Source organism: Stenotrophomonas nitritireducens (assembly GCF_001431425.1).
Lineage (GTDB): Bacteria > Pseudomonadota > Gammaproteobacteria > Xanthomonadales > Xanthomonadaceae > Stenotrophomonas > Stenotrophomonas nitritireducens.
Genome location: NZ_LDJG01000026.1, coordinates 1 through 15,914, shown reverse-complemented (window position 1 = coordinate 15,914; position 15,914 = coordinate 1). Strand labels below are relative to the sequence as shown.

Below are 15,914 nucleotides of genomic sequence, written 5' to 3'. Positions count from 1 at the left end.
TCGGGGCAGGGCATTTCATGGTTGCTGCGCGTCCTTCTGGGCAGTAGCGGTTTTGCATTCGGATGAATCGGAATTGGAGGCACGGGGATACAGAGGCTTGTCGATATGGCAGCCATCCAGTTCGACAACGATGGTATCTCCGCGCAATGCAACAAGGCGGGAGCCATCGGGTAGCGTAGCACCGACATCGGCGCGGGAAATGAGTGGTTCCTTGCCGCTCTGCATGAGGATGGCGTTCTCCGCGCCCAAGATGGCTTTCAGCGTCCACTCCTGAGCAGCACCGCCCGGACCTGCAGCCCCATCGTCCATCCATTTCAGTGTGCGTGCCTGAGAAGACAACGCCGCGCTGGATCGCTCCAGCATTTCCCCGGGTGGCAATCGCCAATCAACCTGGAGCTCTCTATCCGGAGCGGAGTCCATGGCAGGCAGGGGGCGAAACCAGCCTGCCATGCCGCCTGCAGCTAAAGAGGCAAGGAATGCGGCGATGATTCTGGTGCGCGTCACGGTTGTGGTTTCCCGGTCTGCAGGCGGTAATAGCCCTGTATCGTCAGGGAGAAAGATCGATTAAGGCCATCACTGCGCAGAGTGGCCATGGGAATGGTGGCCAGCGACTGCCGGCTTTCGATCCGGTTGATCAACTGCGTCACCTGGCTGGGCGACATGCTGCCGTTCAAGGTGGCGGTCACCTTTACGATGTCGGCAGGATCTTCCAGTCGAACGGGGGCCTGCACGTCCAGCCGTAATTGGGCGGGCTGGACGTCGGCGAGTTGGCGCAGCCAACCTTGGAAGTCGGCCTGAGCCAGTCCGGGGGATGCCGCCGAGGGTATTTCCGCCTGTAGTCTTTCCGCCATCTGCTTGGCTTGCTCGGCGCGTTCCGCCCAGTTTTTCTGCCGGGCGAGGTTGCGGGTCTGCTCCAGGCGATGGTTGGAGGCCTGCAGCACCGTGATTCTTGCCTGGCGCCAATCACCCAGCAAAAGGAACAGCCACAGCAATACGATGGCAGCGATCAGCCCCAGGCCGATCTGCAGTCTGGAATTTCCTCGGATTTGCGCCGTCAGAGGCAGTAGTTGCGCGGGCAGCTTCATTCGGCCGGTTCCGCAGCAGGAGTCAACCGCGCACGCAGCACCAATTCATCCGGTCGGTTTGAAGAAATGGGCGTGACGTCCTGCATCAAGGGCGACTGCTCCCACGCATTGACAACGGCCGCTGCATCCAGTGCGCTTCCCTTCAGGGTTATTTCCAGCGTTTCTGGTCCTGGCTGTTGCCATTGCATGACGTTCCAGCTGCCCGATGGGGTGATCTTCGCGATTTCCGCCAGCAGCCGGGTCTGGGAAGCGGGGGGGCGTAGTTTCAGCAGCGACCTGACCGTAGCGCTCGCCTCATCGGCTGCATTGCGGGCGGAGATGACCGAATCCAGGCGCTTCTCCAACTGGCTGATCCGGCTTTCCACCTTGCTATTTTCGGAATGGGCTCTGGCGATACCGGCAAGCTGCCAGCAGAACGCTCCGATGATCAGGCACCCTGTTCCCGTAGCAAGCAGCGGCCATTGTGCCTGCAACTGCCCTGCCCAGGTATCCAATTGGGTGCTTGTCCCCATGGCGTGTTCATGCAGTGCGGTCGGCAATGGTTCGGGCATCGCCAGTGTCGATGGCATGCCCGCACCGCGGAGGAAAACCTGCCATGCCGGAGTGCTGGGCACGCGCGGCCACCACCGGCTTGCGACCAGGTGGCCATGTCGCCACAGCCTGGCTTCGATACCGGCGGACGGGGTCTCAGAGCCAGTGAGCGACAGGTCCAGGAGCTCCAATTTCTCATCATCGAGGTGCATGGTGCCACGATGCGAGGCCTCGCCATGAATGCGGGTGCGGGCCGGAAGTGGTCCCGCCAAGGAGCGCGCGCGGGAGGCTGACCAGTACCAGACAGCGGCGTGATGCCCGCACCAAGTGATATCCGCCTCCGGGTCGTCGAAAGGCGCCGCGCGGCGCACGGCCAGCATCACGAAGCCAGCCCGTTCCCTTGCCGGAACCGCGCTCGCGTCCACATGCAGGAACAGGCACAACTCGCGTGCCACGAGTACGCGCAGCGGCCCGCTTCCCTCGCCGGGCAACGGATGCAGGCCATCAACGTCCAGGCGTGCCTGGGTCGGCGAAAAGCGGCGAAGGAATCGTGCGAGCTGACGTTTGATTGAAGGCAGGGTCACGGGGAAGAACCAAGGTGTAATCCAGACGCCACGGTCGGCCACCTTCATCGCTGGGAGTGAGTGTCCAATGCAGTAGGCGGCTGGGGCCAACTGCATTGTGCCAGAGTTGCAGTGTTCCGCTGCTGATGGGGAGGATGCCAATTGGGTCCAATTCATCCAGCGGCAGCTTGAAAGTTTCCAGGAACTGCCAGTGGAGCATAAAGGGGAGGGGCTGGCGCATGGCAACCATTCGTTGCGCCATGTCCTTGTCCACCCCCGGCAGCGTTTGCAGTACTTCGGGTGGAGCGCTGTTTATGTTGACCATCAAATTGCGACTCATGGTCAGGCGCGAAACCAGCTGAGCATCATCCAGATCCTTCAATGCTTCGCTCCAGCCCATGACGTGGCGCAGTTCCAATGGTGTTACCAGCGTGCGATTGCTGGGGGGCGGCAACCCTTTGCGGCGGTAATCTTCTGCTTCAGCCCCGCCCAGCCGGAACAGATCGTCTGGATCCTGATAATCCAGTCGCTTTGCCTCAAGCTCGGGCCACAATTCAGGTGGAACACCCAATTGCGTGAAAAAGCCCGGGCGATACAACTCGAACGTCCAATTGGGGCTGAACATTCCGCCGTCGTCACGCAGCGCGAAGCTGACGCCGTTCAACCCTTTATATGTCGTGCCGTCAAGGCGAATCTCATTGCCAATGGGCAACGGTGGCGGCAAGTCTGAATCCTCTGCGGAGGTTGGGCGGATGGCAGTGGCTTCGCCTGCCGACCATGACACCTGCTTGTCGATCGTCAATCCACCAACGGTCTGCCGTTGGGTGTTGAGCATGAACAGCACCGTGTCCCGCGTGCTGGCCATCGCCACCTCCGCCTCGAACGCATCGCTGTTCTGGCGAGCTTCCTGCACCGCCCGCTCACTGGTGGTGGAAATGGCCGTGGCCAGCAGCGTCAGGATCACCAGTGCCACCAGCACAGCCACCAGCACGAACCCCTGTTGCGCACGGTGCATGGGGCGGGAGTCAGAAAGGTTCAGGTTCATAGGGAATCACTCTGGGCTGCTGCGGGCCGGTTATGGGGGCCACGATCACTGCATTTGAGCCGCCGAGTGCCAAGGTGATGGCTGCCGGCAACTGCCGCCAAGGGCTTTGCTGTGCGGGTGGCCACTGAGTGTGCGGATTGCCATTGGCGTCAAGGTAACCTAATACCAGTTGGCCTGAATCGGGGAAGGGCAAGGTCAACGCCTTCCCCTCCTCGTCCAGCATTAGCATGCCATTGCCGAAGCGATTGGGTGCAATCGTCCATTTCTGAAACGTTGGAATCCCTTGTCCGGCCAGTACCGGTAGTAGCGTCAAGCCGGAAAACCCGTGCGCATCGCCACGGAATGCCAAGGCATCTTCGGGCGAGGCCACAGTGTTGGGCATCGGCGTCGTACCGGTTTCCCCCGGTTTGCCTGCCGGATACAGCCCCGAGACCGATTCCCTGAACCAGCGCTCGGCCAACTGGTACTCGCGCCCTCCTTGCGTACTGGCCGATACCCGCTCGTACGCACGCTTGTATTGTGAAAGCGCCTGTGAAGTCAGCGCCAGCGCCATGCCGGCGATTAGTAGCACCACCAGCATTTCCAGCAAGGTGAAACCCCGTGCGTGACGGTCAAAAATCATCATCGTGCATCGTCCGTACCGTTTCCCAGCCAGCCCGACGTACGACGAAGCTCGCCACAACCCTCCCGTTGCGCAATGCGGACACGTTCATGTCGTAAAGCGCTATGTCGAACACCAGCATGCTGCCAGCCGGTCCCGTACCAGGCGCGCGTGGCACAACGACGTTGCTGTTCCAGCGCACCTCCAGCCCGCCTGGCAACTTGTGGCTACCTTCCGGCTCGCTCATCGGATTGACCAGTTCCAGGGTTGCCAGCGCCGCCCGCCCGTCGCGCACGGCCGCATCGCGCGCCTGCACTCGCACCAGTGCGGTCTGGTTAACCGACATCCACGCATACAGCGCCATTGCGCAAATGCTGAAAATGGTCAGCGCGACGATGGCTTCCAGCAGACTGAAACCGGCCTGCCTGCGTTTATCGGGAAACTTCATTGCCCGGCGCCTGTGCGCTGCGTACGGCAAAACGGAGCTGACACAGTGAACGGCTGCTCGTAGCTATCCGGCCCACGCATGCGGCCACGGCTGTCGCCACAGGCGCCATTGGCCTGCACCGCCAGCGGCGCATCCAGTTCCACCTGCCAGCCTTCGGGCAGGCCGGGCAGTGCGTCAGCGGCTACCGGCCCGGCTTCCAGCGTGCGTGCACGCCCATCCTGTGCGGCGGCAGTGCCCAGCGCGGCGACTGCCTGCAACGTCGCATCCACTTCCGTGGCACGCCGCCAACTGGCGATCATACGGAACCCCGATGGCGCAACCAGCGCGGTCGCCAACGCAAGCAAGGCCAGCACTACCACCAACTCCAGCAGTGTGAAGCCGCGTCCGGGCAGGGGGCTGCCGTCGGGCTTACTGGCGCGGCAGGTAGCCGATGTCGGCGTCATAGCCCGAGCCGCCCGGCTTGCCGTCCGCACCCCGCGAATACAGCGTCAGCGCGTAATTGGCCGAAGGCGTCGGCGAATACTGGTAAGGATTGCCCCACGGGTCGGAAGGCAGTCCTTCGTCGAGGTACGGGCCGCTCCAGCGCGCGGCGGTGCGTTCGTCGCCGGGTCGCTCCACCAGCAGTCGCAGGCCTTCCTGCTCGGTAGGGAAACGGCCGATGTCCAGTCGCATCGTTTCCAGCGCGCCCTTGAGCATCTTGACTTGGGTCTCGGCGGTCTGCACCTTGGCCTTGTCGGCCTGGGTGAACAGGCGAGGGCCGACCAGGCCCATGATCAGGCCGATGATGACCAGAACCACGATCATCTCCAGCAGGGTGAAGCCCCGTGAGCGCGACGGGGAGGTAACAGGGCGGCGGATCTTCATCGGAGGGCGTGCGCGGCAGGAAGAACTGGGCGGGCAGTGTAGTACAAGCGGGTTGGCGCGATCATCTCCCCATTCGTATGGCGCCAGGGCATGGGGCATGAAGGCGTGGGCCGGCGAGACATCGGCAAGGGAATGTCGAAGAGGCTGGCTACACCGCGATGTCGTTGGCACTGGTGATGGCCAGGATGATGCCGATCATGATCACGCCGATGATCGAGCCGATCACCAGGATGGCCAGCGGCTCCAGCAACGCCAGGAACTGCTTCATGCGTGCCCGTCCGGCATTGGCGCACAGCCGTGCGAGCGAGCGCAGCATGGCGGGCAGTTCGCCCGAGCGCTCGCCCACCCGGATCAGGTTGTAGCCGGTGGCGGTCAGTGCCTCCTGTGCCTCCAGCGCATCGGCCAGGGGCGTGCCGGTGCGCACGCTGCGGGTAGCCTCCTGCAGCTGGCTGCGCCGGCGTGGCGAGTGCACGCCGGATTGGGCCAATTCCAGCGCATCCAGCAGCGGCACCCGGTTGCCCAGCAGTGTCGCCAGCACGCTGGCCCAACTGGCGGTTTCCGATTCCACCCGCCACGGCCCCAGTACCGGCATGCGTTCGATGCGCTCATGCCAGCGAGCCCGCTTTTCCGCGGTGGCAAGGCTGCGCCATGCCAGTACCGCCCCGGCGCCCAGCAGCGCCAACAGCCACAGGATGTGGTTGCGCGCGAACATGCCTCCGTGCAGCACCACCCATGCCAGCCACGGCAGGTCGGCCCCGCGGTTGAGCAGCGAGGCGAACTTGGGCACTACGAAGGTGAACATCATCACCACCGCGCCGATGCCGGCGGTCACCAGCACCGCCGGATAGGTCAGCGCCTGGCGGATTTCGCCGCGCACTTCCAGGTCGTATTCCAGCTGGGCCACGCCATCGGCCAGCGCCTGCGCCAGCATGCCGGCCTGCTCGCCGGCCTTCACCAGCGTCAGGAAGTAGGTGGGCAGCGGCAGTTTGATCGAGGCCAGCGCATCGGAAAACGCCTGGCCCCGGCGCAGTCCGTTGCCAATGGCTTCGAACCCGGCCAGCAATTGCGGATGGTGGCTGCCACCGGTCTGTGCGGCCACCGCCTCGGCCAGCGCCACGCCAGACTGCAGCATCGTCGCCAGCTCGTGGAAGGCGATCACCATGTCCTGCTGCCGTAGCCTGCGCCGCCGCGCCGAGCCTGGCTTGCGCGTATTGGCACCTTCGGTGGCCAGTGAAACGGTGGTCAGGCCGCGACGCTCCAGCTGCCGTGCCGCCTCGCGCTCGCCGGCCGCATCCAGCGTGCCGTCCAGCAAGGTGCCATCGGCGTTCAGCGCCTTGTAGCGATACCGTGCCATGTCCGCCTCAGACCGCCGTCACGCGCAGCACTTCATCCACCGTGGTGATGCCCTGCCATGCCTTGAGCAGCCCATCTTCGCGCAGGAAGCGGCAGCCGCGCTCGCGCGCCATCGCCTTCAACTGCATGTGCGTCGCGCCGGATACCACCGCCTGCTGCATCGCCTCGTCCACCGGCACCAGCTCGTAGATGCCGATGCGCCCGCGGTAGCCCGTACCCTGGCAGCGCGGGCAACCCGCCGCCTGCATCCAATGCGCCGGCGCATCGCCCAGCACCTGTGCCGCCAGTGCCGCCGTTTCACCCGCAATGGCGGGCAATACCGCCGTGGCCGGAACCGCGCAGTGCGGGCACAGCCGGCGCACCAGCCGCTGCGCCTGCAGGCCGCGCATCGGCGTGGCCGCGAGGAACGGCTCCACGCCCATGTCGATCAGGCGCGTAAACGCGCCCAGCGAGTCGTTGGTATGCACCGTGGACAGCACAAGGTGGCCGGTCAGCGCCGCCTGGATGGCGATCTCGGCCGTCTCCTTGTCGCGGATTTCGCCCACCATCACCACGTCAGGATCCTGGCGCAGCATCGAACGCAGCACGCTGGCGAAATCCAGCCCGATGTCCGCATGGGTCTGCACCTGGGTGATGCCCGGCAGTTGGAATTCCACCGGGTCTTCAACGGTGATGATCTTCTTCAGCCCGTCGTTGCTGGCTGCCAGCGTGGCATACAAGGTGGTGGATTTGCCCGAGCCGGTGGGGCCGGTGACCAGCACGATGCCATGCGCCTCGCGCGCCCATGAAGACAGCTGCGCCAGATGATCTGGCGCCATGCCCAGCCGTTCCAGTCCGAGATCCTTGCGCTCCTTGGGCAGCAGGCGCAGTACGATGGATTCACCATGAACCCCCGGCAGCGCCGAGGCGCGGATGTCCATGGCCTGCCCGCCGGCACGTACGCTCAGGCGGCCATCCTGCGGCAGGCGCCGCTCGGCGATATCCATGCCCGAGATCAGTTTCAGGCGCGAGGCCACCGCGTTGAACCGCTCGCGCGGCAGGGTCAGTCGCGGGTACAGCACGCCGTCGATGCGGAAGCGCACCGCGAAGTGATGCTCGCCAGGCTCCAGGTGGATGTCCGAGGCGCGCTGCTCCACCGCCTGCGCCATCAGGTTGTTGACCAGTTCCACTACCGGCGCTTCTTCAGCCAGTTCGCGCAGGTGGCGCACGTCGTCGCCCGCGGCATGCAGCAACCGGCCCCGCTGGGCCAGCAGGTCCAGCGAGCGCTCCATCACCTGTGCCGACGCCAGCACCGGCCATGCCTCCACGCCAGGTAGTGCATATTCGAGTGTCTCCAGCAGGGCGGGAGCCAGCGGATCGCGGCTGGCACACCACGCCTGGCCATTCTCGTCGCGCCACAGCAGGGCTTCCTGATCCTGCATCCAGTCAATGCCCGGGGCCCCGGCATCCGGCAGCCCCCACTGGGTTGGGTCTGCGGGCAATTCCACTTCGCGTCCCAGCAGGGGCAGCTGCAGCTGCTCGCACAGTGCATCCAGCAACTGGTCCTCCGACAACGCGCCCGTGCGCACCAGCAGGGCGCCCAGCCGTACGCCCATCTGCGCATGCAACTCCAGGGCGCGGTCGAGATCGGTCGCGCTGATGGCGCCGCGTTCCAGCAGCATTTCGCCCAACAGGCGCGGGACAGGAGCGGCAGCGGTTGCGGTCATCGGCATTGAAGGCGGCGGAAGCAGGCTGCCATTGTGCCGGCTTTCCCTCGGGGCGGGCTATGGCAGGGCAAGGTCATGGCCGCGATGGGGCTTTGCCGCCCCGGGGGCAAAGCGTGCGCAGCCACCATGTAAGGGCGACGGCCCGCATCGGGCAGTCGCCCTGCATGTGCATGGAGTCCAGGGCGCTGTTCCCTGCTTACAGCACGTCGGCGAAGCCGCGGCGCAGGGAGCGGAAGCAAAGATGGCCGAGCACCAGCACCAGCGCCGCCGCCGCGCTGTAGGCCAGCAGACCGCCGATGGCTGGCCACTGCCCATGCAGCAGCGCGCCGCGCAACGCTTCCACGGGCCAGCTGATCGGATTCAGGTCCACCACGCCGGCCAATGCTTCTGGCACCCGTTCACGGGGGAAAAATACCGTGGACGTGAACAGCGTCACCATCACCAATGCGCCTATCACCTGACCGAGGTCGCGCACGTATACCCCCAACGCGGCCAGTGCCAGCGAAAGGCCCTGCAGCATCGCCAGATAGGGCAGCAGCACCAGCGGCGCAGCCAGCGCCGACAGGTGCAGGCCGCTACCCCACCCCGCATTGGCTGCCACCAGGATCGCCAGCCCGAGCGCCAGATTCACCAGTGCCACGCCCAGCGGCACCGCCGGCAGTATCTGCAGGGGGAACACCACCTTGCGCACGAAGTTGCCGTAGCGCTGCATCAGCCCTGGCGCCTGCCCGACCGATTCGGCCAGCAGGCCGTGCACCAGCAGCCCGGTGAACAGGTTCAAGGTGAAGCCAAGATGGTCGTCCTCGGCCAGCCCCGGCCAGCGGGCGCGGAACACAACGCCGAACACGAAGCCATAGATGGCCAGCATCAGCAGGGGCAACAGCACGGGCCACGCGCGGCCCAGCAGCGAGCCACGGTAACGGCTGCGCAGTTCCTGGGCCACCAGGGTGCGCCAAAGGTAGAAGTGTGATGTGGTTCGCGGCGACATCGGTGATCTGGCGGCGGTGGTAAAAGGGAGGCAGGGTAACGCAGGCGAACCAGAGTCGGGAGCGTCCGGATCATCGCCTTGGCCAGCTTGATGAACCCCCCCCTAACATATTGACGGTGCGGCCACGCTCCGTTAACGTGCCGCTCGTAGCTCGCTATCAGGGGGATTCCTGTTCGTCGCTCGCAGGGGTGAGGGGAAAGGGCTCAGTGATACGCCGGCCGCCGTGGTCGCCACGGTACCGGGAAGGACGCGGCATGCGCCGGTGGACGCTACAAAACCTCAAACACGCTTAAAAACGGAGTTTTTTCGACATGTCGAAGTTCAATCTGATTGCTCTGGCCGTTGCCGCTTCGCTGGCCGCCCCGAGTGCCTTTGCCGCTGAAGCGACTGTTACTGCTGCGGTCGTGAATTCGAACCAGTTCACCACCAGTGCTGTTACCGCCACCATCCCGGTCGTAACCGTCAAGGCTACGGCGGCTGACAACTACCTGGGCCGTACCGTTGGTTACAACGTGCGTGTCAAGGTGTCGGCTGGCAAGATTTCCACGGCTCCGACCATCGCTGTCACTGGTGGTGCTGTCTCGGCTACTCTGGTCACCGGCACCGGCGCTGTCGGTTCCACCGAGTTCGTGGTCAATGTCGTTCCGGCGGCAGGTGGCACGCAGGTTGGTGAAGGTTTCACCATCACCGGCTTGGCGGTCGATAACGTTGGCTCGCTGAATGCCGGTGGCAGCATTAGCGTCAGCGGTGCGGTGTTCGACCCGACCACCGCCATCGAACTGCCGGGCTCGGCCTTCACCAAGGTGGCTTACACCGCGAAGGAAGGCGTTTCGGTTACCGTGACCCAGGAAGCTACCCCGGCCAAGATCGACGTCGGCGTTCCGTCCAACAAGAAGTTCTTCGTTGCCACCCCGTACACCGTGGGCAATGGCACCAACGCCAATCTCTTCACCGCTGGCGAGATCAAGATCGCCGATGCGGTGGGCGTGACTGCCTGGTTGCCGGGTACTGGTACGGCCGATATCACCATCACCGGTGACGACTTCTCGGCGTTCAAGACCTCGACCGCTACCGGCAATACTCCCGCCAAGATCGGTCTGGCTACCGATGCCACTTGCGGCACGGCCATTGGCACCGCTGCCACCATCTCGGCTGACGGCAAGAGCGCCACGTTCACCGGCGTCGTGCTGAATACCTTGAACGCCGGCACCACCGCTTTCGTCTGCCTTGATGCGAACAGCGTCACGTCGATCGTCCGTCAGGACCTGTCGGCTTCGGTCGTCGTCAAGCCGGGTTCGGCATTCAGCAGCTTCAGCATTGCCAACCAGGGCCTGGCCTCGATGGTGTACAACGGTTCGGTGGCCTACGCTGACCACTTCAACCCGGCCAGCAACATGAACCAGCGCTCTTACCTGCGCATCATCAACCCGGGCACCGTTGCCGGTCTGGTGAGCGTGGAAGGCGTGTGCGACGACGGCACCGTGCAGCCGGCCGTCTCCATCGGTACGCTGGGTGCTGGCCAGGCCAAGCTGGTGAATGCTTCCGATCTGGCTGGCCTGGGCTTCACCCAGTGCACCAGCGGCAAGTCGCGCCTGACCGTGACCGGTGAGTTCGGCGGCATGCGCGTGCAGAACTTCCTGCGCAACGCCACCACCGCTGGCGACGTCAACACCAACGTCAACCTCCAGAACTAATCTTCTGGTTGCAGACCAAGGTCTGTTGATTGCAACACGAGACGGGCGGCCTTCGGGCCGCCCGTTTTTTGTTACCGCCCTCGGTGGCGGCAACGCTCTTTGTGCCGTACGCCGGGTGACGCGGATTGCCGGGGCTGGTGCATGTCGGCTAGGCGCTCATACTCCTCCAGCCCAAGCGCCTGCTCGTTGATGAGCCGGGCGTCTTGCAGGACTGATTCGGCCACGGTGTCGTTGGAAACTTCCTGCTGTGCTTGAGTTTCGTTCCAGTGGCGGGCGGTGTTGGTAGGATAGGCTCCCCTTCATTCCAAGGTTGCCTGTCATGCGTTCCCCCCGTTTCCTGCTTCCTTCCTTGCTGGCCGTGGCGCTTGCGGCATGCGGTGGTTCCAGTGATGAACTGAACCCCGATGATGCGGCCCTGTTGGGGGAGGCGGCGCCTGCCGATGCGGGTGTAGTGGCTCCGGTATCGGCTGCGGCGCCGCCGGTCGCAGCGCAGGTAGTGGAGCAGGTGGTATTGAGCAAAGATGCGGTGTTGGTGGGCAGTGCGCTGAATACCGATGGCGCGGTGTCGGCAGCCAAGCCTGAGTACGCGGTTGGCGACACTGTGTATGCCTCGGTGCCGGTGGGTGGGCATGCGCCGGGCAAGGAGGTGGCCATTTACTGGTTTTCGGAGAAGGGCGCTTCGATCAAGAACGAGCGCAAGCCGATCCTGGCCGGGGCCAATTTCGTGAGTTTCAGCTTGAGCAAGGCCGACGGCATGGAAGCGGGCGGCTATACGGTGCAGGCGGACATTGGTGACGCGCCGGTCGGCATGGCCGATTTCACCGTCAAGTAAGCAGATCGATGGAAGGCAATGCCAATGCTCCCGCGCTGATCGTCCAGGGGATCAGCAAGACCTATCGCCTTTGGGCGACGCCGGGCGGCCGCTTGTGGGTGCCCTTGCTGTATCGCGTGGCCGGCCTGTTGCCGTTGCCGCGCTTGGCGCAATGGCTGCGCACGCGCGCGCAGGCGCGCATCCACGACCACCCGGCGTTGCAGAAGGTTGATTTCAGCCTGCGGCGGGGAGAGGCGCTGGGCATCATCGGCCACAATGGCAGCGGCAAGAGCACTTTGCTGCAGATCGTGGCTGGTGTGTTGGAGCCGACGGCCGGTACGGTGCAGGTCAATGGCCGGGTGGCGGCGCTGCTGGAACTGGGCTCCGGCTTCAACCCGGAATTGACCGGGCGCGAGAACGTGAAGGTGAATGCAGCCATCCTGGGCTTGTCGGCCACGCAGGTGGCCGAGCGGATGGACGACATCATCGCCTTCGCCGACATCGGCGATTACATCGACGAGCCGGTCAAGACCTATAGTTCGGGCATGGCGTTGCGCCTGGCGTTCGCGGTGCAGGTGCATACCGAGCCGGACATCCTGATCGTCGATGAGGCACTGGCGGTGGGTGATGCGGCGTTCCAGGCCAAGGCGATGGCGCGCATCGAGCAGATCCTGACGCAGGGCACGACGCTGCTGTTCGTGGGCCATGACCTTGCGGTGCTCAAGGCGTTCTGCCACCGGGCGATGCTGCTGGAGCGCGGCCAGGTGGTGATGGAGGGGTTGCCGGAGGATGTCATCACCGAATACCTGCACCGCGCCCATACGCAGACTCTGAGCAAGCTGGGCTACCAGCAGGATGGGCGGGCGCTGCAGCGGCTCGACGATGGTTTCGGCTTCGACGATGTGCGGGTGCTGGAGGCCAGTGTGAATGGCGTGGCTCACGTGGCGGTGGGATACGATGCGCCGCTGGAATTCGTGTTGAAGGTGCGCCTGCGCCCCGACGTGGTGAACCCGCTGATGATTTTCGACCTGATGGATACGCGCGGCATGCAATTGTGTGGACGCCGCATCCGCATGCCGCGGGTGGCTGTAGCTGGCGAAGTGACCGTACGGGTGGCGTTGCGGGCCGGCCTGCAGATGGGCGTATACCGGGTGCGGATGCGGTTGTTGGATTCGGACAGCGTGCAGCAGCACGTCGTACTGGCGCGACAGGAAGGTTCGCCTTCGTTCGAGGTGGTGGATGACAGCCGCGAAGTATTCACCGGTCTGTTCAACCTGCCGATGGACGTTGAGGTGTCGGCATGAGATCCGGCGGTACGCCGCGCGTCGATTTTGTCGTGGGGGGCGTGCAGAAGGCGGGGACGACCGCGCTTGCGAGCTTCCTGGGGCGGCATCCGGGCGTTGTGTTGCCACAGGGGAAGGAGGCGCATGTATTCGATGCGCCCGATTTCGACGATGGCTGGGATGTAGAGTCGGTGAACCGCCTCTATGACGCTCATTTCTCCGGGCGGGCGCCAGTGGACGCATTGCATGGCGATGCCACGCCCATATACCTGCTGCATCCCCGGTTCGTGGAGCGCATTGGCCGCTACAACCCCGCCATGCGTTGGATCATCCTGCTGCGCGACCCTGTCGACAGGGCTTTGTCGCAATACCACATGGAGCGAAGCCGGGGCCATGAGGGCCTGCCGTTATGGTGGGCATTGCTGGCCGAGTCTTGGCGGTTGGCCGGGCATCGCGACGATTTCGAGCCCGGTTCGCCGTTGCGGCACCATAGCTACCGCTTGCGTGGCGACTATGCAGCACAACTGGATGTGCTGCACCGCGTGTTCCCGCCAGAACAGATTCTGACGCTGCGCAATCATGAACTGGCGCGGCAGCCGGCTCAGGCGTTGGCTCGAGTGCATGCGTTCCTGGGATTGCCGGTGGACACGGGCGATATGGACTACGGGCGGGTTTTCGAGGGCGATTACTCGCGCTGGCCGAAGCGGGGTTGGCAGAGGAGGTTGCTGCGTTGGTGGTGGCGCCATGACCTCGCGCGGCAGGCTCGCCATGGATTGGAGTGGGAATGATGGAAAATACCGGGTCGCTGCCTTGGGCGCTCATATCGGTGCATGTTCCCAAGACGGCGGGCACCAGCTTCGCCGAGGTGCTGCGGCGGATCTACGGTGATTCACTGCGTGTGGACAATGCAGACCAGCCGCTTGCGCACGCCCGGGGCGAGCGGCGCCTGGCCGCGTTGCGGCATGCTTGTACAACGGCCTCGCGCGCGCTGCCCGAGGCCTGTGTGCATGGCCACTTCATGCCCCTGAAATATGCGTTTGCAAGGCGTACGCGCTTTTGCATCTGGCTGCGCGATCCGGTGCAGCGGGTGGTCTCGCGTTACCATCATTATCGCCGCCATGGCGAGAACGAGCCCCACCATCTGCGCTGGGGGCTGGTCCCGGGGCTGTCGTTGGAGGAGTTCGTGAGGCTGCCCCAGTACCGCAATACCTATGCCGAGTACCTGTGGGCTTTCCCGCTGCGGAGGTTCGATTTCGTGGGCAGCGTGGAGCGGTACGAACAGGACATGGAGCGTTTTGTCGACTGCTTCGGCTTTGCTCGGGAGCTGGCGGCTGAGGTGCGGACGAACTGCAATCCGGAACGGGATGCAGGGCGGGAATACAGGCTTGAGCCGGCCCAGGAACGCTTGATCCGACAATGCAATGCGCGCGATCTGGCCCTCTACGAAAAGATGCTTAGGGGGTAGGGCGGGCCGCGATGGAGGGGGCTGCGGCCATGGGGCGCTGTGCTCTTCCTCTGCCTCCTTCTTGTCTTCGGAAAAGACAGTGGCTGCACAGGCCGGTCAGGTTGGTGCTGTTACCATTTGAGGGTGTTTTCCCACCTCCGTGATGGAGGAGTTGGCTACGTTGGACAGATTCATAAAAACCCAGACAGTTGGCGGCAGGCAGCGGGCGATACTGGTGCTTGGCATGCACCGCAGCGGAACGTCCGCGGTGACCGGCGCGCTGCGCCTGCTTGGTGTGGAGCTTGGCTCCGAGCTGATGCAGCCCGGGCCGGACAACCCCAAGGGATTCTGGGAGCATGCGGGCGTCGTGGCGATCCACGACCGGCTGTTGGCCTCGCTTGGACGGTCGTGGAATGATCCCCGGCCGCTGCCGGCAGACTGGTTGCAGAGCGGTGCGGCCAAAGCTGCGGCGAAGGATCTCGAAGTTCTGCTGCGCGCGGAATTCGCCGATTGCGCCCTGTGGGCGGTGAAGGATCCCCGTGCCTGCCGGTTGTTGCCGTTGTGGTGGCCGGTGCTGGAGAGGCTGGGGGTGGAGCCGGCTGCGTTGTTCGTTCTGCGCCATCCGCGCGAAGTGGCCGACTCGCTGGTGGCACGCAACGACTGGCCGCCGGGATTGTCGCGGTTGCTGTGGATCGAGCATCTGCTTGATGCGCAGGCAGCCACGGAAAACATGCCCAGGGTGGTTTTGCCCTATGAGGCTTTGCTTGAGGATGCCGAGGCGGCATTGGTGGGCGCCGTGGAGTCGCTGGGTATCCCTCTGCCCGGACCCACGCCGGCGCAGCGCGCGGCTTTGGACCAATTCATAGCAAAGGGCGATCGTCACCATGTGGCGGCGACTGAAACGGCGCCGGAGTGGCAATTGGCCCAAGGCTTGTTCGATGCCTTGGATTCCACGGACGATCCCTGGTCGGCGCTGCTTCCTCTGCGCGAACGGTTCGAGCAGGCCGAAGACGTGTATGCCGAAGCTCTGGATGGTTTCGCTCAGCTTGAAGCGCGTGAGCGCGCAGGACGCCTGGAGGGACTCAAGCGGCTTCAGGAGGCCGATGGCGAGTTGCGGACGCGCGGCGAGCTGATCGTCTCGCTCAATGGACAGATCGAGAAGCTTGGAGAGCAATTGCGTTCGCTTCAGGTCGATCATGCCGATAGAACTGCCTGGGCACATGGGTTGGATGAGCAGTTGTCAGTGCTGCGGGACACCCACGCCCGGCTGCAGTCGGAATACGACGAGCGGGTGGGCTGGGCGCAGTCCCTGGACCAGGAGTTGTCGGTGCTGCGGGACACCCATGCCCGGCTGCAGTCGGAATACGACGAGCGGGTGGGTTGGGCGCAGTCCCTGGACCAGGAGTTGTCGGTGCTGCGGGACACCCATGCCCGGCTGCAGTCGGAATACGACGAGCGGGTGGGCTGGGCGCAGTCCCCGTCACTGATAACGACCTGA

The 15,914-nt window shown here is 64.4% G+C and carries 17 protein-coding genes; 6 read left to right on the top strand and 11 right to left on the bottom strand.

What is annotated here, in order from left to right; genetic code table 11:
• Positions 1-15: 15 nt before the first annotated feature.
• From ABB22_RS18435 to ABB22_RS14895, 11 genes are all read right to left on the bottom strand, one after another.
• Positions 16-504, bottom strand: a complete 489-nt coding sequence (locus ABB22_RS18435; protein WP_161809372.1) for a hypothetical protein — start codon at positions 502-504, stop codon at positions 16-18.
• A complete protein-coding gene (locus tag ABB22_RS14935) occupies positions 501-1,085 on the bottom strand; it encodes a hypothetical protein (RefSeq protein ID WP_057505310.1) in 585 nt (194 codons plus the stop codon). The genes ABB22_RS18435 and ABB22_RS14935 overlap by 4 nt, the downstream gene beginning before the upstream one ends.
• A complete protein-coding gene (locus ABB22_RS14930) occupies positions 1,082-2,200 on the bottom strand; it encodes a PilN domain-containing protein (RefSeq protein ID WP_152984207.1) in 1,119 nt (372 codons plus the stop codon). Before ABB22_RS14930 ends, ABB22_RS14935 begins: the two co-directional genes overlap by 4 nt.
• Positions 2,121-3,224: a type II secretion system protein GspK gene (locus tag ABB22_RS14925; protein WP_057505308.1), complete on the bottom strand. Its 1,104-nt coding sequence runs from the start codon at positions 3,222-3,224 to the stop codon at positions 2,121-2,123. Before ABB22_RS14925 ends, ABB22_RS14930 begins: the two co-directional genes overlap by 80 nt.
• Positions 3,205-3,849, bottom strand: a complete 645-nt coding sequence (locus tag ABB22_RS17920) for a PulJ/GspJ family protein (RefSeq protein ID WP_082592183.1) — start codon at positions 3,847-3,849, stop codon at positions 3,205-3,207. Before ABB22_RS17920 ends, ABB22_RS14925 begins: the two co-directional genes overlap by 20 nt.
• Complete coding sequence (locus tag ABB22_RS14920; RefSeq protein WP_057505307.1) at positions 3,836-4,273, bottom strand: PulJ/GspJ family protein; 438 nt, start codon at positions 4,271-4,273, stop codon at positions 3,836-3,838. The genes ABB22_RS17920 and ABB22_RS14920 overlap by 14 nt, the downstream gene beginning before the upstream one ends.
• Positions 4,270-4,716 (bottom strand): prepilin-type N-terminal cleavage/methylation domain-containing protein, encoded by a 447-nt coding sequence (locus tag ABB22_RS14915; RefSeq protein WP_082592182.1) that lies wholly within the window; start codon positions 4,714-4,716, stop codon positions 4,270-4,272. The genes ABB22_RS14920 and ABB22_RS14915 overlap by 4 nt, the downstream gene beginning before the upstream one ends.
• A complete protein-coding gene (gene gspG, locus ABB22_RS14910; protein ID WP_057505305.1) occupies positions 4,682-5,137 on the bottom strand; it encodes a type II secretion system major pseudopilin GspG in 456 nt (151 codons plus the stop codon). Before gspG ends, ABB22_RS14915 begins: the two co-directional genes overlap by 35 nt.
• Before the next feature lie 148 nt (positions 5,138-5,285).
• Positions 5,286-6,491, bottom strand: coding sequence for a type II secretion system F family protein (locus ABB22_RS14905; protein ID WP_057505304.1), 1,206 nt, complete (start codon positions 6,489-6,491; stop codon positions 5,286-5,288).
• Positions 6,492-6,498: 7 nt separating this feature from the next.
• The gene (locus ABB22_RS14900) at positions 6,499-8,196 is read right to left on the bottom strand and encodes a GspE/PulE family protein (RefSeq protein ID WP_057505303.1); all 1,698 of its coding nucleotides are present in this window, start codon (positions 8,194-8,196) and stop codon (positions 6,499-6,501) included.
• A 196-nt stretch (positions 8,197-8,392) separates the two neighbouring features.
• Positions 8,393-9,184 carry an ABC transporter permease gene (locus ABB22_RS14895; protein WP_057505302.1) on the bottom strand — a complete coding sequence of 264 codons (792 nt, stop codon included), beginning with the start codon at positions 9,182-9,184 and terminating at the stop codon, positions 8,393-8,395.
• 311 nt (positions 9,185-9,495) lie between these two features.
• Here ABB22_RS14895 and ABB22_RS14890 point away from each other — a divergent pair, with 311 nt between their 5' ends.
• The 6 genes from ABB22_RS14890 to ABB22_RS14865 all read left to right on the top strand — a co-directional run bounded on the left by ABB22_RS14890 (position 9,496) and on the right by ABB22_RS14865 (position 15,914).
• Complete coding sequence (locus ABB22_RS14890) at positions 9,496-10,878, top strand: hypothetical protein (RefSeq protein WP_152984206.1); 1,383 nt, start codon at positions 9,496-9,498, stop codon at positions 10,876-10,878.
• 319 nt (positions 10,879-11,197) lie between these two features.
• Complete coding sequence (locus ABB22_RS14885) at positions 11,198-11,710, top strand: hypothetical protein (RefSeq protein ID WP_152984205.1); 513 nt, start codon at positions 11,198-11,200, stop codon at positions 11,708-11,710.
• 8 nt (positions 11,711-11,718) lie between these two features.
• The gene (locus ABB22_RS14880) at positions 11,719-12,993 is read left to right on the top strand and encodes an ABC transporter ATP-binding protein (protein ID WP_057505299.1); all 1,275 of its coding nucleotides are present in this window, start codon (positions 11,719-11,721) and stop codon (positions 12,991-12,993) included.
• Positions 12,990-13,760, top strand: coding sequence for a sulfotransferase family protein (locus ABB22_RS14875; protein ID WP_057505298.1), 771 nt, complete (start codon positions 12,990-12,992; stop codon positions 13,758-13,760). Before ABB22_RS14880 ends, ABB22_RS14875 begins: the two co-directional genes overlap by 4 nt.
• Positions 13,757-14,437, top strand: coding sequence for a sulfotransferase family 2 domain-containing protein (locus tag ABB22_RS14870; protein ID WP_057505297.1), 681 nt, complete (start codon positions 13,757-13,759; stop codon positions 14,435-14,437). Before ABB22_RS14875 ends, ABB22_RS14870 begins: the two co-directional genes overlap by 4 nt.
• A 160-nt stretch (positions 14,438-14,597) precedes the next feature.
• Positions 14,598-15,914, top strand: a complete 1,317-nt coding sequence (locus tag ABB22_RS14865; RefSeq protein ID WP_152984204.1) for a sulfotransferase family protein — start codon at positions 14,598-14,600, stop codon at positions 15,912-15,914.